A 22,401-nucleotide genomic window follows, 5' to 3' on the forward strand; every position below is an offset into this window, starting at 1 on the left:
AGGGCTTGGGCAAAGTCTCAACCGACATGTCAATGAGACGATGAAAGGCATGCCTGCCACGATTCAGCCGGAGTTGCCCGGCCATGAAGCCGCCGACAGTCACGACGTCATCCAGGTGCGGGGAGCCCGTGAGAACAACCTGAGCGGGGTCTCTCTGGACCTCCCGAAGCGCCGGCTGACCGTCTTCACCGGAGTCTCCGGCTCCGGGAAGTCGTCGCTCGTCTTCGACACCATCGCCGCGGAGTCCCAGCGGCTGATCAACGAGACCTACACCGCCTTCGTCCAGAACTTCATGCCCAGCCTGGCCCGGCCGGACGTGGAGTCGCTGCGCAACCTGAGCGCGGCGATCATCGTCGACCAGGAGCGGATCGGCGCCAACGCCCGCTCGACGGTGGGGACGGCGACCGACGCGCACACGATGCTGCGGATCCTGTTCAGCCGGATCGCGACGCCGGCCGTCGGGCCACCGTCGGCGTTCAGCTTCAACCGGGCCGAGGGTATGTGCCCGACCTGCGAGGGGCTCGGCAAGGCCTCCGAGATCGACCTCGACGAACTCGTCCACCGCGATCGCTCGCTCAACGCCGACGCCATCAAGGTGCCCGGGTTCGGCGTCGGCACGTGGTACTGGCAGTTGATGGCGAACTCCGGCCTGTTCGACCCGGACCTGCCGCTGAAGGACTATCGGGCCGAGCAGTGGGAGCAGTTCCTCTACCAGCCCGCCATGAAGGTGAAGGTCGGCAAGAGCAACCTCACCTTCGAAGGCCTCGTCGTCAAGGTGCGGCGGCTCTACCTGGCCAAGGACCGCGAATCGATGCAGAGTCACGTCCGGACGTTCGCCGATCGGGCGCTGAAGCTCACGGTCTGCCCGGACTGCGACGGCGCGCGACTGAACGAGGCCGCCCGGTCGGCGCGGATCGACGGCCTCGGCATCGTCGACTGCTCGAGGCTGCAGATCAGCGACCTGGCCGAGTTCGTCCGCGGCATCAAGAACCCCTCAGTCGGGCCGATGCTCGAAGGGCTGCTGGACACGCTGGAGTCGATGGTCGACATCGGGCTGGGATATCTGAGCCTGGACCGGGAGTCGTCGACGCTGTCCGGTGGTGAGGCCCAGCGGGTGAAGTTGGTGCGGCACCTCGGGTCGAGCCTCACCGACGTCACCTACGTGTTCGACGAACCCACGGTCGGGCTGCACCCGCACGACATCCAGCGGATGAACGACCTGCTGCTGCAGTTGCGGGACAAGGGCAACACCGTGCTGGTGGTGGAGCACAAGCCGGAGACGATCCAGATCGCCGACTACGTGGTCGATCTCGGTCCCGGTGCCGGGCTGGCCGGCGGGCGGTTGTGTTACGCCGGTGACCTGAAGGGGCTGAGGAAGTCGGGCACGTTGACTGGGCGGTACCTCGAACATCGGGTGAGCCTGCGCGACAAGGTCCGCGAACCCACCGGCAGCCTGCGGATCGAGGGAGCCAGCCTGCACAACCTGCAGGACGTGAGCGTCGACGTCCCGCTCGGCGTGCTGACGGTGGTCACCGGGGTGGCCGGGTCCGGCAAGAGTTCACTGATCCATGGGTCGCTGGCCGGACGGGACGGTGTGATCGTCGCCGGACAGGAGCCCATCCGCGGGTCGCGGCGCAGCAACCCGGCGACGTACTCCGGACTGCTCGATCCGATCCGGGCCGAGTTCGCCAAGGCGAACAAGGTGAAGCCGGGGTTGTTCAGCGCGAACTCGGTCGGGGCCTGCCCGACCTGCAAGGGGATCGGGCTGGTCTACACCGATCTCGCGATGATGGCGGAGGTGGCGTCGGTCTGCGAGGACTGCAACGGCGCCCGCTTCACCTCGGAGGTGCTCGCCTACCGGTTGCGGGGCAAGAACATCAGCGAAGTACTGAGCATGTCGGTGACCGAGGCGCGGGAGTTCTTCGTGAAGGGGCCGGCCCGGGCGATCCTGGAACGGCTGTCGGCGGTGGGGCTCGGGTATCTGGGCCTGGGGCAACCGTTGACCACGCTGTCGGGCGGCGAGCGGCAGCGGCTGAAACTGGCGATCCACATGGGGAAGAACGGGACGATCTATATCCTCGACGAGCCGACGACCGGGCTCCATCTTGCCGACGTCGACCAGTTGCTCAGCCTGCTCGACCGATTGGTCGACGACGGCAACACGGTGATCGTCATCGAGCACCACCAGGCGGTGATGGCGCACGCCGACTGGCTGATCGACCTCGGCCCCGGCGCCGGCCACGACGGCGGCCAGATCGTCTTCACCGGCATCCCCGCCGACCTGGTCGAGAGCAGCGCCTCCCTGACTGCCGAACACCTCCGCCAGTACGTCGGCGCCACCGCCGCCGCCTGATCCGGAGCCTCGCGGCTCAGTCCTTGTGGGGCTGGGCCGCGAGGTCGGCGGCGAGGGTTTCGATCAGGTCCTGCCACGGGGCGAGGTACTGCTCGGACGGTCCTGTCTGGGTGAGCACCAGGCGAGCCCCGCCGTTGCCGTCGCGGAGCCGCCAGGTGACCAGACCGTGCTGCCACTCGTAGCTCAGCTCCACCGGTGGCTCAACCGACCGCACCGCACCCGCTTCGATGCCTTTGGCAACGAATCCGGGAGGTGGGGTGGGCGCCGCCGCCCGATCCCCCGGCCGCGGCGCTGCCGCGTTGCCTTCGTCTGGGCGCGGCGCTGCCGCGTTGCTTTCGTCCGGGCGCGGCGCTGCCGCCTTGCCGTCTGCCGGCAGCGGCTCTAGCGGGATCGCTCCGGTCAGGCGTGTCCAGACATCTTCCTTGGGGGCGGTCAGTTGGCGTTCGAAGCGGATGCTGCCGTCGTCCAGCAGCACGCCCTCCTCGAGGCCGTAGACGTGGACGAAGTGTTCGTGCAGTTCGGCATAGTCCCTCGCCGGGACCTGGCCACCACCGAGGACTCGATCCAGGGCGTCGAAACACATCGTCCAGCCCGCGGTGAAGCTGGCCGAACCAGGGCGGTCGTCGTACGTGGCGGTGAGGGTGAGCAGGCACCCGGCATCGGTCGGCGTGAGCTCCCAGCGCTGGATCTCGGCGCCCCAGTTGTACTCGAGCAGCCGCGGCGGGTCATAGGCGCGGATGACGCCGGTGTTGTCGGGGTCTTCGACGAAGTCGTCCTCACCCTCTTCGAAGGTGAACTCGATCCGCCCGTCCAGCCGCAGATCCAGCTCGACCGCGGCAGGGAACCACCCGGCCAGTTCCGTCGGCTCGGTCAGCGCCCGCCAGACCTTCTCGGGCGGATGGGCCAGCGCCCGCTCCATCCGCAGTACGGTCCGTCCGTCCTTGCTGGTCAGTTGCTCGCTCATAGCTCCATATATACCGGCTCAGGCATATACGATCAACCCGTCAGGCGTCAGCGGATTGGGGTGGTTTGGGCCAACGCGATCTGCCAGGCGTCGTCGGTGCGGGTGAGGACGTAAGTCATCGCGCCGGCTGCCGGGAGGTCGGTCGCATCGGCTCCGGGGCGTTCGTCGTGGATGGTTTTCGTCAGGCTCACGATGGCGACATCGGGGGTGGTGAAGCGGACGTCCTCGATGTCCAGCACCGTCCGCACGTCCTTGAGCGGTGAGGAAAGGGCCTCGGCCATGGCCGACGCGAACGTCTCGCGCCCGAACAGGCGGCGGCCGGCGACGTTGATGAGGACCAGGTCGTCGGTGTGCAGCGCGGGCAGTACGTCGGGGTCGAGTTGTGCGTCCTGGCTACGTGCCACCAGTTCGCGGATCAGCTTCTCGTCGGAGGTCATGGCACGAACCTAGAACCTCAACCAGGCTTGAGATCAAGCCGGCTTCACGAAGCGGGCCAGGTCTTCGATCTCGGCAGCCAGCCCGGCCGGCTCGGCCGCCTGGTCGAACAGTTCGACCTTGGCGTTGCTGTGCTGCCAGGAGCCGATCACCAGACCGCCCTCGACCACCGCCGGTCGCAACATGCCACCACCGGGATGGATGTGCTTGCGGTGCTCGTCGGCCAAGGCGTAGCGGCGGTCCTTGTAGCCGAGCAGATAGGGATCGAACTCCCCCAGCAACCTGACGTCGTCACAACCGGGCAACTCGCCGATCGCCGCAAGGGACTCGCCTTCCACGACGACCTCGGTCGTCGCCACTGCCTTCACGGCAGCCCTTGCCGCCGGCACCGGTAACCCGGACCAGGTCGCGAAGTCCTGCGGAGTAGCCGGCCCGTACGCCGTGAGGTAGCGCCGAGCGAGGTCCGCGGCATCACCTTCCAGCTTCAACGGTTCGCCGAACCAGTCCCGCACAGCCACCCAGGTCTCCCCGGCATCGTGGCCCGGCCCGTAGCAGACCCGCCCGAGCAACCCAGCATGCCGGATGCACGCATACACGGCCTGGCCGGTGGGTTCGCCGATCAACCCCGCTTCCACCAGTACTGCGCCCAGCCGGGCTCGGCCGGTCGGGCCGTTCGCGAGCAGGTGTGACTCGATCACCTCGGCCGCGCGATCGGGAAGATCCCCCGCGAGCCCGAGTTCGCCGTACCGGCGGCGGCTGTCCTTGATGAGCTTGGCGCCCAGCAGTGCGAGGAGCGGGCCGGCTTGTTCGGTGGCGACCAGTTGGAGGGTGCCGCGCATGAACCAGCCCCGTACTACGGAGCGGTCGATCTCCTGCGCGTGGGAAACGTCGGACCAGGTGGTCGCGGTGGAACGCGCTCGCACCGCGTACGCCGCGCCTCGCCAGGTCTGGGCCTGGGGCCCACCCGTCCGGCGTACGACGTCGGCCACCCCTCCGGGGCCGGCCTCGGACACCGGACGGTCAAGGCCATTGGCCTGGACCCGAGCCGCGAGAAGCCGGCGAACAGACTTGTGCGGCACCCCTGCATAACATCACGTTCCGGGGCGCCGCGCAGGTCTATTGGTGTCTGAAACGGTTGTTGGTCAGGTCAGATGGTCGTCGACGAGGTTCGCGTAGCCGGCCTGACCGGTGACGTTCGGGTGGTAGGACTCGCTGACCGGGTTGGACAGGCCGTTGATCCACTCCGGGCTGCCGCAGACCGCGTGCCCGATGAACGCCGAGGTCGGGTTCACGAAACTGAACCCCGCGGCGTTCGCCGACGCGGCGATCTTGCCGTTCAGCAGGTCGGCCGTCTGGTTCAGCCGGGTCATCTCGGCGGCGCTGAAGAAGGTCCCCGCGTTGCAGTCGATGCCGTTGAACAGGCGCGGGTAGCCGACGATGATCACCTTCGCCGTCGACGCGCGGCTCTTCACCGTCGCGTAGAGGGTGTTCAGGCGGCCGGGGATCGTGTTGTTGATCGTCGCCTGCGCGGTGTTGATCGCCCCGTCGCAGTTGGCCAGCCAGGCCGGCTTGGCGCACTCGGTGATCACCGACGAGAAGCCGGCGTCGTTGCCGCCGACCTGCAGGGTGACCCAGCGGACGCCGCTGTTGAGCGGGCCGAGTTGCTTGTTGGTCACGTCGGCCACCCGGGCGCCGGAGCAGGCGACCGAGGTGAGGGCGGCGCCGACGCGAGCCGCGTCGAGGTACGGGTAGGACTTCGTCGAGCGCTGGCAGGAGCCGCTCTCGGCGGTGTAGGTGCGGGTGCCGACACCGGAGGCGTACGAGTCTCCGAGGGCGACGTAGACGGGGGCCGCCGCGTGGGCGGCGGTCGGGCTGACGAGCAGCGTGGTCCCGAGGACTGCTGCTCCGAGGAGTGCGGCGATTTTCTTCATGGGCGGACCGCCTTTTGCGCTGGTGGAGGGAACCAAGGCAGGGGTGTACTGAGAGTCACCTTCCCTGACCGGCGAGTAACAAGCAAGACCTCAGTAAGAAATTCACCGCTGGTTGCCGCAGTAGGTAGGTCGCGTTCGGCTGTCAGCTGTGCTGCCGCTGAACCTTGCGCAGGTAGCTGGCGATCCAGACCCAGGCGAGGGCGCCGGTGAGGATGAAGTTCGCGATCTTGATCCGGCCGTGGTCACCGACCGAGAGCATGTTCGCCGCGTGCTTGCGTACGTCGAAGCCGTTTGGTCTTGCCGACGCGGCGGACGGGACACCGCGAATCGACAGAACTCAGCGTTCGGGTCCTGGGACCGAGAGCGGGTCGAAGCCGTACGGGAGTTCCAGGCGGTGGGCGCTCATCAGTTCGGCGTCGCCCAGCAGGTCGCGGGTCTTGCCGTCGGCGACGATCCGGCCGTCGTCCATCAGCAGGCTGCGCTCGCACAGTTGGAGGGCGTACGGGAGGTCGTGCGTGATCATCAGCAACGTCACGTCGAGCCCGGACAGGATGTCGGCGAGCTCGCGCCGGCTGGCCGGGTCGAGGTTGCTGGACGGCTCGTCGAGGACGAGCACCTCGGGCCGCATCGCCAGTACGGTCGCCACCGCGACCCGTCGACGCTGACCGTACGAGAGGTGGTGCGGCGCGAAGTCCGCGTGGTCCTGCATGCCGACCTGGACCAGAGCCTCGTGCACCCGCTCGTCCAACTCGGCGCCACGCAGTCCGAGGTTCGCCGGTCCGAAGGCGACGTCGTCGCGGACAGTCGGCATGAACAACTGATCGTCCGGGTCCTGGAAGACCAGCCCGACCTTCCGGCGCACCTCGGGCAGATGCTCGCGGTGCAGATCCGAACCGCCGATCTGGATCCTGCCGCTCCCAGTGCCGCCGGCGACCGAGCCGAGAATCCCGTTCAGATGCAGGACCAGCGTGGTCTTGCCCGCGCCGTTCGGCCCGAGCAGGGCAACCCGCTCCCCCCGCTGAACCGTGAAGTCGACGCCGTACAGAGCCTGCCTGCCATCGGGATAGGCGAAGACCAGACGCTCAACATGAATCGAAGGACCACTCACAAGCCAGTCACCCTAGCCGTCAGCGCTATGGCGACCGCTGCCAGGGAGACGGCCAGACCCTCGGCCCACTGGACCCGGGCGGCGCCTGAAGCGGCCAGTTGTGGCATTCGCCCGGTGTAGCCGCGGGACTGCATCGCCAGGTGGACCCGCTCGCCGCGTTCGAAACTGCGGACGAACAAGGCGCCCACTCCCCCGGCCATCGCCTTCAGATGTCCCGCGCGACCGCCGGCGTACCCGCGGGACTCGCGGGCGATCCGCATCCGGTGCAGGTCGTCCGACACCACGCTCAGGTACCGGACCATGAACGACAGGATCGCCACCAACGTCGCCGGCAGCCGCAGCCGCTCGAGCCCCGCGAGGAGTTCCCGCGGTGCGGTCGAGGCCGACAAGACGATCGCCGCGATCACTCCGAGCGTGCCCTTCGCGAGCACGTTCCACGAACCGAGCACACCCGACTGCGACAACGACAACCCCAGTACTTCGATCCGCGGGCCGGTCGCCACGAACGGCAGGACCAGCGCGAACACGATGAACGGGGTCTCCACCGCCAGCCGCTTCATCACGATCAACGGCGGCAGTTTCGCGAGGAGCACGCAGCCGAGGAGCAGTACGGCGTACAGCGCGAAGGCCCAGAAGACGCCGGCCGGGGTGGAGACGACCGCGAGCACGAACACGAACAGCGCGACGATCTTCACCTGGGCGGGCAGCCGGTGGATCCGGCTGTCCACCGCGATCAGCAGGCCGTCGCCGGCGGAGCCGCTCACGACCGCATCAGGCGGCCTTGTCGGCGCGCGCGGACGACCGCAGCGACGCCAGCTTGGCGATCGCGAGACCGACCGCGATCGTCACCAGTACGCCGATGATGCCTGCGAGCGCGCCGGACACCTGGGTGTTGCCGATGCCGCTGACTCCGTAATCGGCCAGCGGGCTGCCCGCCACGGCCGAGTCCTTGGCCGCGCTCTCGAAGCCGAGCGAGGCGCCGACGAACTCCAGACCGTCCGGGTGTGCGCTGGCGAACAGGCTGATCACCCCGGCGACCAGCAAGGTGGCGGCGACCCCGACACCGAGCGACCGTCCGGCCGGCCTGGCCGCGATCGGGCGGTCCGGCGACACGGTGGAGCTCTTGCCGTCGGCATCTACCAGGATCAGGTCGGACTGCAGGTGCCGGGCGGCGTACACGAGATCGGGACGGGTGGCGACGACGGCGCTCAGCACCGCGGCCGTGATCACGGCCTCACCGAGGCCGACCAGGAGATGCCAGCCGACCATCGCCGTGGTGAGCTTGGCGAGCGGGATGTCGACCGCGCCGCCGATCGTGTAGAGGCCGGTGAACGCGAGGGCGGCGGCCGGTACAGAGACCAGGGCGCCGACCGTCGTGGCCGGAACGACGCTGCCGACCCGCTTGGGCAGCACCTTCAGCAGCGCGCGGGTGACGAAGTAGCCGACGACAACCGTGATGACGCCCATCAGCGTGATGTTCGTGCCGAGCGCGGTCAGCCCACCGTCGGCGAACAGCAGGCCCTGGACCAGCAGCACGGTCGACATCACCAGTACTGCCGACCACGGCCCGACCAGCGCCGCGGCCAACGCACCACCCAACAGGTGTCCGCTGGTGCCGGCGCCGACCGGGAAGTTCACCATCTGGACGGCGAAGACGAAGGCCGCGGTCAGCCCGGCCAGCGCCGGACCCGTCTCGCGGATCTCGCGGTTGGCGCGCTGGAGACTGAAGCCGACCGCCCCGGCCGCGATCAGGCCGGTGGCGATGGACGTCGGCGCGTCGAAGAACCCGTCAGGAACATGCATGCGCACATTCTCGATCTAGTTGCGACCCAATCGCAACAAGCGGCTCACAAACTCTGGATGGCCGAACCGATGGCCCGGTGGAACGTCGGGTATGCGTAGATCATCTGTCGCAGAGAGTGAACCGGCACCGCCGCGTGGACCGCGACCGCCAGCGCGCTGAGCACCTCGCCACCGGTCGGCCCCGCACTGGTCGCACCGACCACCACGCCGCGATCGTTGTCGACGACAAGCTTGATGAAGCCCTCGTTGCCGGCCTTGTGGATCCAGCCTCGGGTGGCCGCGGGGATCTGGGTGATCCCGGTCCGTACGTCGATCCCGGCGTCCCGGGCCTGCTTCTCGGTCAGCCCGACCGCGCCGATCTCCGGATCGGTGAAGGTGACCCTCGGCATCGCGTGGTAGCTCGCCGTCGGGGCGTCCTCGGCGCCGAGGATGTCGAGGACGGCGATGTTCGCCTGGTACATCGCATTGTGGGTGAACGCGCCCACGCCGGTGACGTCGCCCACCGCCCAGACGCCGTCGGCCGCCCGTACGTGCTCGTCCACCGCGATGCTCCGCGCGGCGGGGTCGATGCCGACCAGGTCGAGGCCGAGCGCCTTCGTGTCCACCCGGCGTCCCGTTGCCACCAGCAACTTCTCGCCGGACACCGTGCTGCCGTCATCGAGCGCGAGCGTGAACCCGCTGCCATCGTGGCTGACGTTCGTGGCATGCACACCGGTCCGGAAGGTGACGCCGTCGTGCTCCAGCGCGGCCCTGGCCAGGTCGCTCGACTCCGGCTCCTCCATCGCCAGGATCCGGTCGAGCCCCTCGACCACAGTCACCTGCACTCCGAACCGGGCGAACACCTGGGTCAACTCCAGCCCGATCGCGCCGCCGCCGAGCACGATCAGCGAGGCCGGCAGCGTCTCGGCCTCGATGGCCTCCTTGTTGGTCCAGTACGGCGTACCGGCGAGTCCGTCGATCGGGGGGATCACCGGGACGGTGCCGGTGGCGACCACGATGCCCCGGGACGCCTCGTACTCGCGGTCCCCCACCTGGACCCGGCCTGGCCCGGTGATGACCGCGCGTTCGCGGATGAAGCTGACCCCCTTCTTCACCAGTCGGTCCACCGCGACCTGGTCGTTCCAGTTGTCCGTCGCCTCCTCGCGGATGCGCTTGGCGACCGGGGACCAGTCGGGCTCGATGGTCGAAATACCGGCCATGCCGTCGACGCGGCGGGTCTCGGCGATCAGGTTCGCGGCGCGGATCATCATCTTGCTCGGGATGCAGCCCCAGTACGGGCACTCCCCGCCGACCAGGCGCGGGTCCGCGCCGACCACCGACAACCCCGCCTCGGCCAGTCGCCCGGCTGCCTCCTCGCCACCGACGCCGAGTCCGATCACGACCACATCCACCTGTTCAGCCATGCCGCCCAATCTCGCAGACGTTCCGGTGTGGGCCAAGACCAGGGTCGCGCTGTCGGCGGACGGTAATCACGCTCTCGGCGTTCTGCGGATAATCCATGTCGCGATGGACCTGGCTAACGGTAGGTTGTGGATCTGCCGTTAGACCTGCTGGAGGTTCGCCGTGTACGTGATTGCCCATCTGAGTGACCCGCATCTGGACGGATCGCCGGCCGCGCGGGACCGGCTTCGCGCCGTGACGCAGTACGTGCGGGGGTTCTCGCGGCCGGTCGACGTCGTACTCGTCACCGGCGACCTCGCCGACCACGGGCTGGAGTCGGAGTACGAGGAGGTCGCGGCGGAGTTGGCGTTCGACGTACCGGTCCTGATGCTCCCCGGCAACCACGACATCAGCGCGCCTTTGCGAGCCGGCCTGAGCTCGTACGTCGATTCGCCGGGTGACGGCCATCCCGTCCACCAAGTCCGCGACGTCGGCGAGGCGCGCTTCATCCTCCTCGACACCTCAGTCCCAGGCGAGGACCACGGACTCCTGAGCCCAGCCTCGCTCTCCTGGCTTGCCGAGACCCTCGACGACCCCTGGGACGGCCTGCACTTCGTCGCCTTCCACCACCCGCCGATCCCCCTTCAGCACCCGGTCCTCGATCAGTGGATCCTGCGCGACTCGGACGCCTTCGCCGACGTACTACGCGGCCGCCCCATCACCGCCCTCCTCACCGGCCACGTCCACAACGGCGCCTCCACCACCTTCGCCGGCCACCCGCTCCTCGTTGCCCCCGGCATCAGATCCACCGCTCCCCTCCCCTTCGAACCCCCAGCCGCTAAAGGTCTAGTCGACCTCCAGGCCGCCCCCGGCCTAGCCATCCACGTAGCAGTCCCCTCTCAACCTCTCATCACCGTCTACCGACCCGTACCCTCAACCTGAGGGTGAGCCTGGAGGTCTTGGCATGAGCGAGGAACTGATGGTCCGCGTGATCGGGCGGGTCGAGTCGTCGTTGACGAGGAAGGTTGACGCGCCTCGGCAGGGGGATGAAGGGGCGCCGGATGCGTGGCTGGTGTTCGTTGAGGGGGTGCGGGACGCGCTGCGGGATGTGAAGGTGGGCGACGAGGTCCTGCTGATCACCTGGTTCGACCGGGCCGATCGCGAGGTTCAGGTTGTCCATCCTCGTGGGGATGTCGAGCGGCCACCCACCGGCGTGTTCAGCACGCGCTCGCCTGACCGCCCCAATCCCCTGGGCCTTCACCGGGTCACTGTGCTGGCCGTTGACGGGCTACGCGTTCAGGTCAACAACCTCGAGGCGCTGGACGAGACTCCGATCGTCGACCTCAAGCCTGTTCTCACCGACGAACGCTGAACGCCAGGGCTGTAGGCCGTACCAGGACCTGATAGTCGGCTAAGAAGACGGCGCTGCGGACATTTCCGGGGTTGCTCGGCCGTTGATACTGGAAAGACGGCCGGCCTGGCCATCAGGGAGGAGTTGGCTGTGAGCCTTATCGGAACCTTGCTGGGGTATGCCCTGACGTTGTTCATGCTGCTGCTGATCGCGCGCATGGTGCTCGACTGGACGGGGCTGGTCGCGAACGGCCCGTCCTGGGCGGGCCGCGCCCGCGCGGTGACTCACACCTGGACGGAGCCGGTGATCGCGCCCGTCCGCCGGAGGCTCCCACCGGTACGAGCCGGCGGCGTGGCGTTCGACCTGGCCTTCACCGTGGTGTTCATCGCCGTCCTGATCCTCCGCTCCATCGCCTTCAGCCTGTAATCGCACATCGGCTGACAAAGTAGTAGGACCCCCTGGCAACAGCCAGGGGGTCCTACTACTACACAGCGATGCGGATCAGAAGTTGATCATGTGCCCTTCGAGGCCGTGGAAGGCTTCCTGGAGGGCTTCGCTCAGGGTCGGGTGGGCGTGAACGTTGCGGGCCAGTTCCTTGGTGGTCAGGTCCCACTTCTGCGCCAGGGTGAGCTCCGGAAGAAGCTCGGTGACCTCGGGCCCGATCAGGTGGGCGCCGAGGAGTTCGCCGTACTTCGCGTCGCTGATCACCTTGACGAAACCGGTCGGGTCGCCGAGGCCGTGGGCCTTGCCGTTCGCGGTGAAGGGGAACTTGGCGACCTTGACGTCGTAGCCCTTGTCCCGGGCCTGCTCCTCGGTGTAGCCGAAGCTGGCCACCTGCGGCTGGCAGAAGGTGGCCCGCGGGATCATGATGTGGTCGAGTTCCATCGTCTCGACCCCGGCGATCGTCTCGGCCGCGACCACGGCCTGCGCCTCGGCCGCGTGGGCGAGCATCAGCTTCGCGTTCACGTCGCCGATGGCGAAGATGTTCGGCACGTTGGTGCGCAGGTAACCGTCGGCCTCGATCGCGCCGCGCTCGGTCAGCTTCACGCCGATCTTGTCCAGGCCGTAGCCGTCGACGCGGGGCTGGAAGCCGATCGCCTGCATCACCTTGTCGGCCTCCAGCGTCTGCTGGTTGCCGTCCTTGCCGGTGACGGTGACCTTCACCGTGTCGCCCGAGTCGTCGATCGAGTCGACCCGGGTCGAGGTGAGCAGGTCGACACCGAGCTTCTTGTAGGCCTTCGCCAGTTCCTTGGACACCTCGACGTCCTCGAGCGGGACGATCCGGTCCAGGAACTCCACGATCGTCACCTTGACGCCGTAGTTGGCCAGCACGTAGGCGAACTCGACGCCGATCGCGCCGGCGCCCGCGATGATGATGCTGCCCGGCAGTTCCTCGGTGAGGATCTGCTCCTCGTAGGTCACCACGCGGTCGCTCAGCTGGGTGCCCGGCAGCAGCTTGGTGGTCGCGCCGGTGGCGATGATGCAGTTGTCGAAGGTGACGGTCTCGGACTGCCCGTCGTTCAGCGCGACGTCCAGGGTGTTCGCGTCGACGAAGCTGCCCCAGCCGTCGAGCTCGGTGATGTTGTTCTTCTTCATCAGGAAGTGCACGCCCTTGACGCGGCCGTCGGCCACCTTCCGGCTGCGCTGCACCGCGGTCGGGAAGTCGAAGCTCACCTCGCCGCTGATGCCGAAGGTCTTCGCCTCCTTGCGGAAGATGTGCGCCAGTTCCGCGTTCCGCAGCAGCGCCTTGGACGGGATGCAGCCCACGTTCAGGCAGACACCGCCCCAGTACTTCTTCTCGATGATGGCGGTCTTGAGGCCGAGCTGGGCAGCGCGGATCGCCGCGACGTACCCACCCGGACCCGCGCCGAGGACAACAACGTCAAAGTGCGAGGCCATGGCTGAAATCCTAGTCGGTGACGCCAGTGCCTCCCGCCACCGCCCGGGCCGGTACGCCGGGAGGTGACGGGCGTCACCATCGGGCCGAGTGTCCTGCCTCGCCGTCACCGAATGTGACGCGGGGTTCCGTCAGGACCGTACGGCGCCTACGCTGGGCACGCGCGGGGGCCTGGTGCTTCCGTGCGCTCGTGAGGCGAGTCGATGGGGGCTTGATGGTGCTGGGGAACGGTCGCGGGTTGCGGTTCGCCGCACTCGGTACGCTGCTGGCGGTGTTCGCACTGCCGTCCTACGCGGCGTACGCAGACGACCCCACCACTCCTCCACCGGCGTCCGTCACGGACGTGAACCGCTCGCTGGAGCAACTGCAGGCCGAGGCCGCCGCCATCCAGGCCGACGTCGCCAAAGCGACCATCGCCTACACAAGCGCCCTCAAGGTCGCCCAGGCCACCGAGGCCGTGGCCAAGAAGGCGGAAGCCTATGCGGCCAACACCAAGGGCAGGTCCGACGTCGAGCGCCGCAGGCTGGGGCTGCTGACCGCCCAGGCCTATCAAGTGGGCATCCCGACGGTCCTGGGCACGGAGTCGATGCTGTGGTCACTCGCGCCGGTCGCGGAGAACCTGCAGGAGATCGCCGACCGCCAGACCGCCATCCGGCAGCTCGGCAGCACCCAGGTTTCGCAGTACAAGGCCGCGACGGCCGCACAGAACACAGCCGGTACTGCGGCCGCTGACGCGGCGACCAAGCGCGCGGCAGCCGACAAGGCCGCCGCCACCGCCGAGCAGTTGCGCAAGGACGTCCAGAGCAAGGCAGCAAGCGCCTCCATGGCCATGGAAGGCCAGCTGGCTGACTTGGCCGGCGCCTCGCAGCTCTCCAAGCAGCTCCAGAGCACGCGCAACCAGCAGGCTCTGTCGAACTGGCAGACCTACCTGGCCGAGCTGACGGCCACCAAGGTCAAGGTGCCGGCTGCTGCCACCGTCAAGAACCCCGCAGCTCTCCCGGCCGGTCTGCTGCCCTACAAGGTCGCCGGACAGCCAGTGGCCGGTGCGGCATCTGTGGTCAGCGGCACCCGCGCTGTCCGCGTACTTCCGGCCGAGACGATTCGCGCCGTCAACCAGGCCTTCTCCTTGCTCGGGAAGCCCTACGGCATCGCCGGGACCGGCCCGGACAAGTACGGGTGTCTCGGCGCGGCCCGTGCCGCCTGGCAGCCGTACACGACGCTCGCGGGTGTCGTCGACAAGGTCTACTCCGGCTACCAGCGAGTGGCGCCGGCCACCGTCCAGCCCGGTGACCTCGTCATCATGGGAAGCAGGTCTGTCGGCCTGTTCCACATCGGCATCGCCCTCGACAACGGCGAGATGATCGCGGCCGACGAGGCGAAGGGATCCGTCGTCGTCACCTCGATCCCGGACAGCCTGTACGGCGCTTTGCGCCCGACGCTCGGCAAGCCGTCCAAGGCGCAGGTCCCGCCGGTCACCACCGCCGGAGCTTCCGCCTTCCGCTGCGGCAACACAGCCACCTCGTACGACGTCGGCGGCGGCGAGTGGACCTGGCCGCTGGCTGACGGCACCTACGAGATCGGTACTCCGTTCGGCCAGTCCGGCGCGATGTGGTCGAGCGGCATCCACACCGGCCAGGACTTCCCGGCCTCAGCAGGTACTCCGGTTCGCGCGGTCACCGCCGGAACGGTGCGGGTCGAGCACCCGGCCTGGGCGGGCAACCTGGTTCGCGTCGACCACGGGAACGGACTCGAGACGCTCTACGCGCACCTGAGCTCGATCGACGTGCCGGACGGCGCACGAGTCGCCGCCGGCCAACGGATCGGCACCGTCGGCTCCGAAGGCAACTCCACCGGCCCGCACCTGCATTTCGAAGTACGGCTTGGTGGCGACGCGGTGAACCCGATGCCGTTCCTCGCGACCGGTAGCGCGAGCACAGGCTGGGGTGGCTACAGCAACGGCCTGATCCCCACGTCGCAGCTGTGCGGCCTCGGCACGGGTCACATGCTGCGCTGCGACGCGGCCGCGGCGTACCAGCAACTGGCCAGCGCGTTCCGGGCCGCCTTCGGCAAGACCCTCTGCATCACCGACTCCTACCGCTCCTACGCCTCCCAGGTCGACCTGTACGGCCGCAAGCCGTCCCTGGCCGCCCTGCCCGGTACCTCGAACCACGGCTGGGGTGTGGCCATCGACCTGTGCGGCGGCATCGACCGCTTCGGCACCGCGCAGTACAGGTGGATGGAGGCCAACGCCGGGAGCTTCGGCTGGGTCCACCCGACCTGGGCCCGCCAGGGCGGCAACCGCGAGGAGCCCTGGCACTGGGAGTTCGGCAAGCCAGCCACTGCTTGAGCGGCCCTTCCGCTGGGTCCGCAACCACCGCTGGATCAGCTCGGCCTGCGCCATCGTGCTGGTAGGAGTCCTGGGAGTCGTGGCGACGCCGTACTGGTCAGCCTTCGGCACCAGCGACGGCTGGCAGGGCTACGGCAACGGCAAGATGCCCGCCTCCAAGCTCTGCCGGATCGCCGGCGGACACAAACTCCGCTGCGACGCGGCCGCGCAGTACGGGAAGTTGGCGGACGCCTATGAGGCCCACTTCCGGCAGAAGCTCTGCATCACCGACTCCTACCGCTCCTACCGGGCCCAGATCGACCTGCTCCGACGAAAGCCGGACCTCGCGGCCTTCCCGGGTACGTCGAACCACGGCTGGGGTGTGGCCGTCGACCTGTGTGACGGAATCAACGATTTCGGCACTCCCCAGCACGAGTGGATGCTGGCCAACGCCCCGGCCCACGGCTGGATCAACCCGGACTGGGCCCGAGAAGGGGGCTCTCGGCAAGAGCCTTGGCACTGGGAATTCGCGCAGGTTCCCTGACTTGGCACCAACACCACGTACGCTCTGTATGTGGCCGAGAAGACCAGTCCCGACCGCACCGATCACAACATCACGCTGGACGCCCAGGATGATCGCTGGGAGTGGCGGCGCAAGATCCGTGCGAATCCGCGCAAGCACCTGATCTACCGAATCGGGGTGGGCGTGGTCGGCGGCCTGCTGCTGATCGCCGCGCCGCTGACCGGCTGGTTGCCGGGCCCCGGTGGCATCCCGTTGTTCATCGCCGGTCTGGCCGTGCTGGCCAGCGAGTTCGAGTGGGCCCAGCGCTTGCTCTACCGGGTCAAGGAGTGGGTCCAGCAGTTCACCGCCTGGACGGGGAAGCAGCCGGCCTGGCTCAAGGCGCTCGGCACCCTCGCGTTGTTCCTCTGCGTGCTGGTGGCGATCTGGCTCTACCTCGCGGTCCTCGGCGTGCCGGGCTGGCTGCCGGACTCGTGGGAGTCGTTCCTCCACAAGCTGCCGCTGCTCAAGCCGTAGTCGCGGATCGCGAAGTCGCTGCTGATCTTCTCGCCCATCCTGAGCATCTGGTTGAGCAGGAAGGGCGAGTTCAGCATCCGGTTGCGGGCCGCGATGCCGAAGCGTGTGCCTGGGGCGAGGAACTTGCCCGTCCGGTTCCCGCCGGACTGGCAGACCTGGACGGGCTTGCGTAGCTGGCGTTCGTACGAGGCGAAGGCGGCCGCGTAGTCACCACCTGAGGTCGCCAGTTCACCGGCGAGCACGTAGGCGGCGACGATCGCAGTACCGGTGCCCATGCCGCCGACCGTCGCGCCGTAACCGGCGTCGCCGACCAGTGCCACCCTGCCAGCTGACCAACGATCCACATCTACTCGGCTGATCGAGTCGAAGTACAGCTCGGTCGAGGCGGCCAGACCGTCGATCAACTGCGGCACCTTCCAGCCGAGCCCGTCATAGGCCTGGCGCAGAATCTCCTTCTGCTGCTCAGGATCCCGCCGGTCGTAGGTGAGCTCGGGTGAGGCGAAGACGAACATCGCACCGGCCTTGCGGGTGTCCCGGTGATCGACTCCGACGCTCGCCAGCCGCCCCGGGACGTTGTACATCAACGTGTCCTGCTCGATCCCATAGTCGTTGGGCAGATCCCAGCCGGCGATGTAGTAGCCGAGGTGCTTCACGTAGTCCCGCTCCGGGCCGAAGGCCAGCCGCCGCACGACTGAGTGCAGACCGTCCGCCCCGATCACCAGGTCAAAGGTCCGCGTGGCTCCGCTCTCGAACGTGACCTCCACGCCGGCCTGGTGCTGCGTGAGAGTGGCGATCGAATCACCGAACATGTACTCCGCTCGGTCGCGGCTGTGGTCGTAGAGCACCTGGGACAGATCGGAGCGCAGTACCTCGAGGTCTCCCCCGGCGAACTCCGGCGGCAGCCGCATCAACTGCCTGCCGTCCTCGGCGACGAACCGCATCGCGCTACCACCGGTCTGGCGGGCTCGCAGGTCGTCGAGCACGCCCATCCGCTCCAGCACCACCTTGTTCGCGCCGCCGCGGAAATCGACGGCATAACCGCCTTGGCGCAGTGCTGGCGCGAGCTCGACCACGGTGACCTCGTAGCCGTAGCGGCCGAGCCAGTACGCCAGCGCCGGACCGGCGATACTCGCGCCGGAGATCAGAATCTTCATCGTCCATCCTTACTGTGTCCGCTGGACACTGTTGCGATATGTGTATCGTAGACACAGTTCACTGCGGAGGACAACCGGGAGCGGGAATGACGGAGTTGCTGTGGGGTCGCCGGCCGCCGCCCAGCCGAGGCCCAAAGCCGGCCATGACGCTGGAAGGCATCGCCGAGGCCGCGATCACGATCGCTGACGCGGACGGGCTCGACGCCGTCTCGATGCAACGGGTCGCGGGCGACCTCTCGTTCACCAAGATGGCGCTCTACCGCTACGTTCCCGGCAAGGCGGAACTGGTCGCGGTGATGACCGACCAGGCCATCGGCCTACCGCCTGAGCACCCCGGGTTGGCTTGGAGGGAGGCGCTCCAGGCTTGGGCGACAGACCTCTTCGCGGCCTTCGAGAAACATCCTTGGTTGCTCCACTCGACCGTCGGGCGCCGAGTGCTCGGACCGAACGAACTGACGTGGATGGACCGCGGCGTACAGGCCTTGGCGGGCAGCGGCCTCCATGGTGGCGAGCAACTCGACTCATTGGCCGTGGTCGCCGGGCACGTGCGGACGATCGCGGAGCAGTCGCTGACGATGCCAGGAGGGACCACGGGGTCGACGGAGGAGGACATCACCTCCGCGCTCGTCGAAGTACTGAGCACTGAGGCCGAGCGCTTCCCCGCTCTGGCGACGGCTCTGCAGTCGATCGACGGCAATCAGAACCAGGGTCTGACCTTCGGTCTCCAGCGCATCTTCGATGGCCTGGAGGTGCTGATCACTGCGCGGACGAGTGCACCGGCGGGTTCGCAGCCGGCTTGAGGTGGCGGGGATCGCTATTGAAACGTTGCCGATAGACGGAGGCGCTCAGGCCGTAGTGCGACCTGAATCGGCGGGCGAAGTAGTTCTGGTCCGGCCAGCCCACCGACTCGCCGATCCGGCTGATCGGCAGGTCGGTGTGCAGTAGCCGGTCGGCCGCGAGTTCCACCCGATGCCGGTTGAGGTAGGCCATCGGCGGCAGGCCGGTCGCGGACTTGAAAAGCCGGACCAGGTACCCCGGTGCGAGGTGCAGCGAGTTGGCCAGGTCGGCGAGCATCCACTGCCGGGCGGGATCGGCCTCCATCATCCGCATCGCGTCGAGGACGGCCGGATGCGTCTGTCCGCGCAGGTCGTCACGCTCGGCCACCGTCCGCGCGACACAACTCAGATAGAGGGACAACCGGCCGACGATGTCACCGCGATGCCGGCTGAGCGGCTCGTTGCGCAACCGCCGGAGCCCGTCGAGATGTTCGACGCCTTCGGTGAAGGCGGCCGGATCGAGATGCGTGCTGAGGATGCCACGTCGCTGCGCCGAGAACGGTCCGGTCCACAAAAGGTAACCCAGTAAGGGATCTTCGCGCGTCCAGGCCAGTTCGCGTTGGACCAGGTCGGCCGAGAAGCAGCAGTTGTAGACCTCGAGCGCACGGCAGTCCACGTACTCGTGCCATACCCCTGGACGGAGCAGGATCAGATCGCCGGCGGCGACGTGCTGACGGCCTGCGAGGCTGTGGTGCACCCCTTCTCCCCCGGTCACCAGGGCCAACTCGAAGAAGCTGTGCGTGTGCAGGGGATGCGACTTCTCGTGCACGTGCGAACCCGCGTGCACCATCGTCCCTTCGATGAAGTGCAACAGCGTTCCCGTGGTCCTGACGGGCTCGTCGACCATGCTTCACGTTACCGCCCGAGGTGCGTTTTGTGCTACCACGAGTGAATTGCGGGCTAACCCCCGACGGCCGTCGGCCGCAGGATCGGGGGACAGGCGAAACCCTCCCGCCACCAATCCGTAACAGAAACCCAGCCCTTCGCCAGAGCACCTGATGAATCGTTTCACTCGCCGGTAGGAGTCTTATGTCGCACCTCTCCGCACCCTCCCAGCTCCGCTTCGAGCACCGCACGGATTCCGGGCCCGTCCTGGGCATCGGTACCGCAACACCTCGCTTGTCCTGGCAGGTCCCCTCAGCCGACGCCGGCTATGAGCAGTCGGCCTACGAGGTCGAGATCACCAGAGCGACAACCCAGATCTACCCAGTCGAATCGCGCGACCAGGTGCTGGTCCCCTGGCCCGGCGACCCCCTCGCCTCGCGCGAGTCGGCCCAGGTCAGGATCCGCGTGCGGGGTGACGGAGATTGGAGCGAGTGGAGTGAGCCCGCCACCGTCGAGGCCGGTCTGCTCGGCGCCGACGACTGGACGGCGCGGTTCGTGAGTGCCCGCGAGATCGCTGCCGTCGGCTCGCCCGCTCCCCTGCTGCGCGGGGTGGTCCAGTTGCCCGAGGGAGTCACCCGCGCTCGGCTCTACTCCACCGCACACGGCATCTACCTGCCCGAGGTCAACGGCGAGCGGGTCGGCGACGACGAACTCGCGCCCGGCTGGACGACGTACGAGCAGCGCCTTCGCTACCAGACCTACGACGTCACCGACCTGGTCCGCTCCGGTGAGAACACCCTGGAGTTCCTGGTCGGCAACGGCTGGTACCGCGGCCGGCTCGGCTTCCACGGCAAGAACTCCCTGTACGGCGACCGGCTGGCCGTGCTCGCCCAACTCGAGGTCACCACCGCCGACGGCGAGGTCCAGGTCTTCGGCAGCGACGGCACCTGGACGGCACACGAGACCGCGATCGTCGCGGACGACCTGTACGACGGCCAGCGCACCGACCTCCGCCGGTCGCTCGGATCGGCGACACCGGTGGACGTGCTCGACGCGGACCTGACCCTCCTGGTCGCACCGGACGGCCCACCCGTGCGCGTGACCGACGTCCTGCCGGCCGTTGAGATCACGACGTCGCCGACCGGCAAGACCCTGGTCGACTTCGGGCAGAACGTCGTCGGCCGGATCCGGCTCACGGTTCGGGGCGGCGCCGAGGGCGACGAGATCGTCGTTCGGCACGCCGAAGTACTCGAGGACGGGGAGCTCGGCGTCCGGCCGCTGCGTACCGCCAAGGCCACCGACTCCTATCTGCTGGCCGGACCCGACGCGGTGACGCTGGACTCGCCGCTCACCTTCCACGGCTTCCGCTACGCCGAGGTCACCGGCGTGCAGAATCTTCGCGCCGAGGACCTCGAGGCCGTCGTGATCAACTCCGACCTCCGCCGGACCGGCTGGTTCGAGTCGTCGGACGAGCTGCTCAACCGCTTCCACGACAACGTCGTCTGGGGCATGCGCGGCAACTTCGTCGACGTGCCGACCGACTGCCCGCAGCGCGACGAACGGCTCGGCTGGACCGGCGACATCCAGGTCTTCTCCCCCACCGCCAGCTTCCTCTTCGATACCGCCGGGTTCCTCACCAACTGGCTGGCCGATCTGGCCGCCGAGCAGCAGAAGGACGGCTCGGTGCCGTTCGTCGTACCGGACATCCTGCGGCAGCCCGGTCCGGCGACCGCCGCTTGGGGCGATGCGGCAACGATCGTGCCCTGGGTGATCTACGAGCGGACCGGCGACAGCGGCGTGCTGGCTCGGCAGTTGCCGAGCATGCGGGCGTGGGTGGACCGGATGGTCGACCTGGCCGGAAGCGACCTGTTGTGGACCGGCGGGTTCCAGTTCGGCGACTGGCTCGACCCGACCGCGCCGCCGGACAACCCGTTCCGTGCGAAGGCGGACCCGGACGTCCTCGCCACCGCGCACCTGGCCCGCTCGGCGCAGGTGGTCGCGCAGGCGGCCGAGGTGGTCGGCGATGCCGAGCTCGCCCGCGAGTACGGCGAACTGGCGGCTCGCGTGCGGCAGGCGTTCGTCGCGGAGTACGCGACCGAAGGCGGCCGGGTGCTGAGCGACGCCGCCACCAACTACGCGCTGGCGCTGCAGTGGGAGTTGCTGCCCACGGAGGAACAGCGCCGCCGTGCGGGTGAGCGGCTGGCCGATCTCGTCCGGACGGCCGGCTTCCGGATCAGCACCGGATTCGTCGGTACGCCGCTGATGACCGACGCGCTGGCCGATTCCGGACATCCTGACCTGGCCTACCGGCTCCTGCTGCAGACAGGCTGCCCCTCCTGGCTGTACGCAGTGACGATGGGTGCCACGACGGTGTGGGAACGCTGGGACAGCATGTTGCCGGACGGCAGCATCAACCCCGGCCAGATGACGTCGTTCAACCACTACGCGCTCGGCGCGGTGGCCGACTGGATGCACCGCAGGGTCGCCGGGCTCGCACCGGGCGACCCGGGGTACCGCACGATCGTCGTACGGCCGTTGCTGACCTCGCAGCTCACCAGCGCAGCGGCGCGGCACCTCACGCCGTACGGCGAGGCCGCCGTTTCGTGGAGCCGGTCCGGCGATCAGGTGCGGCTGAGTGTGACCGTTCCTGTCGGCTCGCAGGCACAAGTCCAGGTGCCCGGCGAAAGCGCACCGATCAGCGTCGGCCACGGCACGCACGAGTGGACAGCCGCCGACCCGTACGCCGCCACGCTGCCGCTGCAGGCCGATGCGAGCATCCGGCAACTGATGGACCATCAGCCGACCTGGGACGCGATCGTCGTCGCGGCCCGGGAGAAGGACATCGTCACCGACGACGCCGAGCTCGCCGCCCGGCTCGAGCGCTACCTCGACCAGCCGGCCGGCCAGTTGGTCGAGGCAATCAGCCCGCGCGGCTTCTCGCCCTCCGCCGAGGCACTGCAGGCAGAGCTCGACGGCCTGCTCAACCCCTGATGAACACCCCT

The 22,401-nt window shown here is 68.3% G+C and carries 20 protein-coding genes; 9 read left to right on the forward strand and 11 right to left on the reverse strand.

The annotated features are described in order from the left end of the window. Positions 1–49: 49 nt before the first annotated feature. Positions 50–2,353 (forward strand): ATP-binding cassette domain-containing protein, encoded by a 2,304-nt coding sequence (locus ABD255_RS12405; protein ID WP_344213121.1) that lies wholly within the window; start codon positions 50–52, stop codon positions 2,351–2,353. Positions 2,354–2,369: 16 nt separating this feature from the next. On the opposite strand, the gene ABD255_RS12410 is transcribed toward ABD255_RS12405, so the two are convergent. From ABD255_RS12410 to ABD255_RS12445, 8 genes are all read right to left on the reverse strand, one after another. Next, complete coding sequence (locus tag ABD255_RS12410; RefSeq protein WP_344213123.1) at positions 2,370–3,317, reverse strand: SRPBCC family protein; 948 nt, start codon at positions 3,315–3,317, stop codon at positions 2,370–2,372. Between the two features lie 47 nt (positions 3,318–3,364). Next, positions 3,365–3,754 carry an SgcJ/EcaC family oxidoreductase gene (locus ABD255_RS12415; RefSeq protein WP_344213125.1) on the reverse strand — a complete coding sequence of 130 codons (390 nt, stop codon included), beginning with the start codon at positions 3,752–3,754 and terminating at the stop codon, positions 3,365–3,367. Between the two features lie 33 nt (positions 3,755–3,787). Then, the gene (locus ABD255_RS12420; RefSeq protein WP_344213127.1) at positions 3,788–4,741 is read right to left on the reverse strand and encodes a winged helix DNA-binding domain-containing protein; all 954 of its coding nucleotides are present in this window, start codon (positions 4,739–4,741) and stop codon (positions 3,788–3,790) included. 153 nt (positions 4,742–4,894) lie between these two features. Next, positions 4,895–5,683, reverse strand: coding sequence for an SGNH/GDSL hydrolase family protein (locus tag ABD255_RS12425; protein ID WP_344213129.1), 789 nt, complete (start codon positions 5,681–5,683; stop codon positions 4,895–4,897). Positions 5,684–6,020: 337 nt separating this feature from the next. After that, complete coding sequence (locus ABD255_RS12430) at positions 6,021–6,791, reverse strand: energy-coupling factor ABC transporter ATP-binding protein (protein ID WP_344213131.1); 771 nt, start codon at positions 6,789–6,791, stop codon at positions 6,021–6,023. Further along, positions 6,788–7,555, reverse strand: a complete 768-nt coding sequence (gene cbiQ, locus ABD255_RS12435; RefSeq protein WP_344213133.1) for a cobalt ECF transporter T component CbiQ — start codon at positions 7,553–7,555, stop codon at positions 6,788–6,790. The genes ABD255_RS12430 and cbiQ overlap by 4 nt, the downstream gene beginning before the upstream one ends. Positions 7,556–7,562: 7 nt before the next feature. Then, complete coding sequence (locus ABD255_RS12440) at positions 7,563–8,594, reverse strand: energy-coupling factor ABC transporter permease (RefSeq protein WP_344213135.1); 1,032 nt, start codon at positions 8,592–8,594, stop codon at positions 7,563–7,565. Between the two features lie 44 nt (positions 8,595–8,638). Continuing rightward, positions 8,639–9,997, reverse strand: coding sequence for a dihydrolipoyl dehydrogenase family protein (locus ABD255_RS12445; RefSeq protein WP_344213137.1), 1,359 nt, complete (start codon positions 9,995–9,997; stop codon positions 8,639–8,641). Positions 9,998–10,157: 160 nt separating this feature from the next. On the opposite strand from ABD255_RS12445, the gene ABD255_RS12450 reads away from it, so the two are divergent. The 3 genes from ABD255_RS12450 to ABD255_RS12460 all read left to right on the forward strand — a co-directional run bounded on the left by ABD255_RS12450 (position 10,158) and on the right by ABD255_RS12460 (position 11,751). Then, complete coding sequence (locus tag ABD255_RS12450) at positions 10,158–10,916, forward strand: metallophosphoesterase (RefSeq protein ID WP_344213139.1); 759 nt, start codon at positions 10,158–10,160, stop codon at positions 10,914–10,916. A gap of 22 nt (positions 10,917–10,938) precedes the next feature. Continuing rightward, positions 10,939–11,346, forward strand: coding sequence for a tRNA (N6-threonylcarbamoyladenosine(37)-N6)-methyltransferase TrmO (gene tsaA / locus ABD255_RS12455; protein WP_344213141.1), 408 nt, complete (start codon positions 10,939–10,941; stop codon positions 11,344–11,346). Positions 11,347–11,475: 129 nt separating this feature from the next. After that, positions 11,476–11,751 carry a YggT family protein gene (locus ABD255_RS12460; RefSeq protein WP_344213143.1) on the forward strand — a complete coding sequence of 92 codons (276 nt, stop codon included), beginning with the start codon at positions 11,476–11,478 and terminating at the stop codon, positions 11,749–11,751. 75 nt (positions 11,752–11,826) lie between these two features. Here ABD255_RS12460 and lpdA read toward each other — a convergent pair whose 3' ends face one another. Then, positions 11,827–13,224, reverse strand: coding sequence for a dihydrolipoyl dehydrogenase (lpdA, locus tag ABD255_RS12465; RefSeq protein WP_344213145.1), 1,398 nt, complete (start codon positions 13,222–13,224; stop codon positions 11,827–11,829). A gap of 212 nt (positions 13,225–13,436) precedes the next feature. On the opposite strand from lpdA, the gene ABD255_RS12470 reads away from it, so the two are divergent. The 3 genes from ABD255_RS12470 (at position 13,437) to ABD255_RS12480 (ending at position 16,584) form a co-directional block, all read left to right on the forward strand. Further along, positions 13,437–15,569 (forward strand): peptidoglycan DD-metalloendopeptidase family protein, encoded by a 2,133-nt coding sequence (locus ABD255_RS12470; protein WP_344213147.1) that lies wholly within the window; start codon positions 13,437–13,439, stop codon positions 15,567–15,569. Positions 15,570–15,648: 79 nt separating this feature from the next. Beyond that, positions 15,649–16,092, forward strand: a complete 444-nt coding sequence (locus tag ABD255_RS12475; RefSeq protein WP_344213149.1) for a M15 family metallopeptidase — start codon at positions 15,649–15,651, stop codon at positions 16,090–16,092. A gap of 30 nt (positions 16,093–16,122) precedes the next feature. Further along, positions 16,123–16,584: a PGPGW domain-containing protein gene (locus ABD255_RS12480; RefSeq protein WP_344213151.1), complete on the forward strand. Its 462-nt coding sequence runs from the start codon at positions 16,123–16,125 to the stop codon at positions 16,582–16,584. On the opposite strand, the gene ABD255_RS12485 is transcribed toward ABD255_RS12480, so the two are convergent. Further along, a complete protein-coding gene (locus ABD255_RS12485; protein WP_344213153.1) occupies positions 16,500–17,738 on the reverse strand; it encodes an FAD-dependent monooxygenase in 1,239 nt (412 codons plus the stop codon). The genes ABD255_RS12480 and ABD255_RS12485 overlap by 85 nt on opposite strands. 86 nt (positions 17,739–17,824) lie before the next feature. Between ABD255_RS12485 and ABD255_RS12490 the strand changes: the two genes are divergently transcribed. Then, positions 17,825–18,538, forward strand: a complete 714-nt coding sequence (locus tag ABD255_RS12490) for a TetR/AcrR family transcriptional regulator (RefSeq protein WP_344213155.1) — start codon at positions 17,825–17,827, stop codon at positions 18,536–18,538. Here the strand turns inward: ABD255_RS12490 and ABD255_RS12495 are convergent. After that, positions 18,495–19,421, reverse strand: coding sequence for an AraC family transcriptional regulator (locus ABD255_RS12495; protein ID WP_344213157.1), 927 nt, complete (start codon positions 19,419–19,421; stop codon positions 18,495–18,497). The genes ABD255_RS12490 and ABD255_RS12495 overlap by 44 nt on opposite strands. A gap of 182 nt (positions 19,422–19,603) precedes the next feature. Here ABD255_RS12495 and ABD255_RS12500 point away from each other — a divergent pair, with 182 nt between their 5' ends. Next, a complete protein-coding gene (locus tag ABD255_RS12500) occupies positions 19,604–22,390 on the forward strand; it encodes a family 78 glycoside hydrolase catalytic domain (RefSeq protein WP_344213159.1) in 2,787 nt (928 codons plus the stop codon). Positions 22,391–22,401: the final 11 nt, after the last annotated feature.

It is taken from the genome of Kribbella sancticallisti (genome assembly GCF_039530625.1).
Taxonomy (GTDB): domain Bacteria; phylum Actinomycetota; class Actinomycetes; order Propionibacteriales; family Kribbellaceae; genus Kribbella; species Kribbella sancticallisti.

Excerpts from the sequence above, each read along its gene's own strand:
- ABD255_RS12440 (WP_344213135.1), bottom strand. The coding sequence starts at position 8,594 with ATGCATGTTCCTGACGGGTTCTTCGACGCGCCGACGTCCATCGCCACC.
- tsaA (WP_344213141.1), top strand. The coding sequence starts at position 10,939 with ATGAGCGAGGAACTGATGGTCCGCGTGATCGGGCGGGTCGAGTCGTCG.
- ABD255_RS12470 (WP_344213147.1), top strand. The coding sequence starts at position 13,437 with ATGGTGCTGGGGAACGGTCGCGGGTTGCGGTTCGCCGCACTCGGTACG.
- lpdA (WP_344213145.1), bottom strand. The coding sequence starts at position 13,224 with ATGGCCTCGCACTTTGACGTTGTTGTCCTCGGCGCGGGTCCGGGTGGG.
- ABD255_RS12405 (WP_344213121.1), top strand. The coding sequence starts at position 50 with ATGCCTGCCACGATTCAGCCGGAGTTGCCCGGCCATGAAGCCGCCGAC.
- ABD255_RS12445 (WP_344213137.1), bottom strand. The coding sequence starts at position 9,997 with ATGGCTGAACAGGTGGATGTGGTCGTGATCGGACTCGGCGTCGGTGGC.
- ABD255_RS12485 (WP_344213153.1), bottom strand. The coding sequence starts at position 17,738 with ATGAAGATTCTGATCTCCGGCGCGAGTATCGCCGGTCCGGCGCTGGCG.
- ABD255_RS12425 (WP_344213129.1), bottom strand. The coding sequence starts at position 5,683 with ATGAAGAAAATCGCCGCACTCCTCGGAGCAGCAGTCCTCGGGACCACG.
- ABD255_RS12495 (WP_344213157.1), bottom strand. The coding sequence starts at position 19,421 with ATGGTCGACGAGCCCGTCAGGACCACGGGAACGCTGTTGCACTTCATC.
- ABD255_RS12500 (WP_344213159.1), top strand. The coding sequence starts at position 19,604 with ATGTCGCACCTCTCCGCACCCTCCCAGCTCCGCTTCGAGCACCGCACG.
- ABD255_RS12410 (WP_344213123.1), bottom strand. The coding sequence starts at position 3,317 with ATGAGCGAGCAACTGACCAGCAAGGACGGACGGACCGTACTGCGGATG.
- ABD255_RS12415 (WP_344213125.1), bottom strand. The coding sequence starts at position 3,754 with ATGACCTCCGACGAGAAGCTGATCCGCGAACTGGTGGCACGTAGCCAG.
- ABD255_RS12490 (WP_344213155.1), top strand. The coding sequence starts at position 17,825 with ATGACGGAGTTGCTGTGGGGTCGCCGGCCGCCGCCCAGCCGAGGCCCA.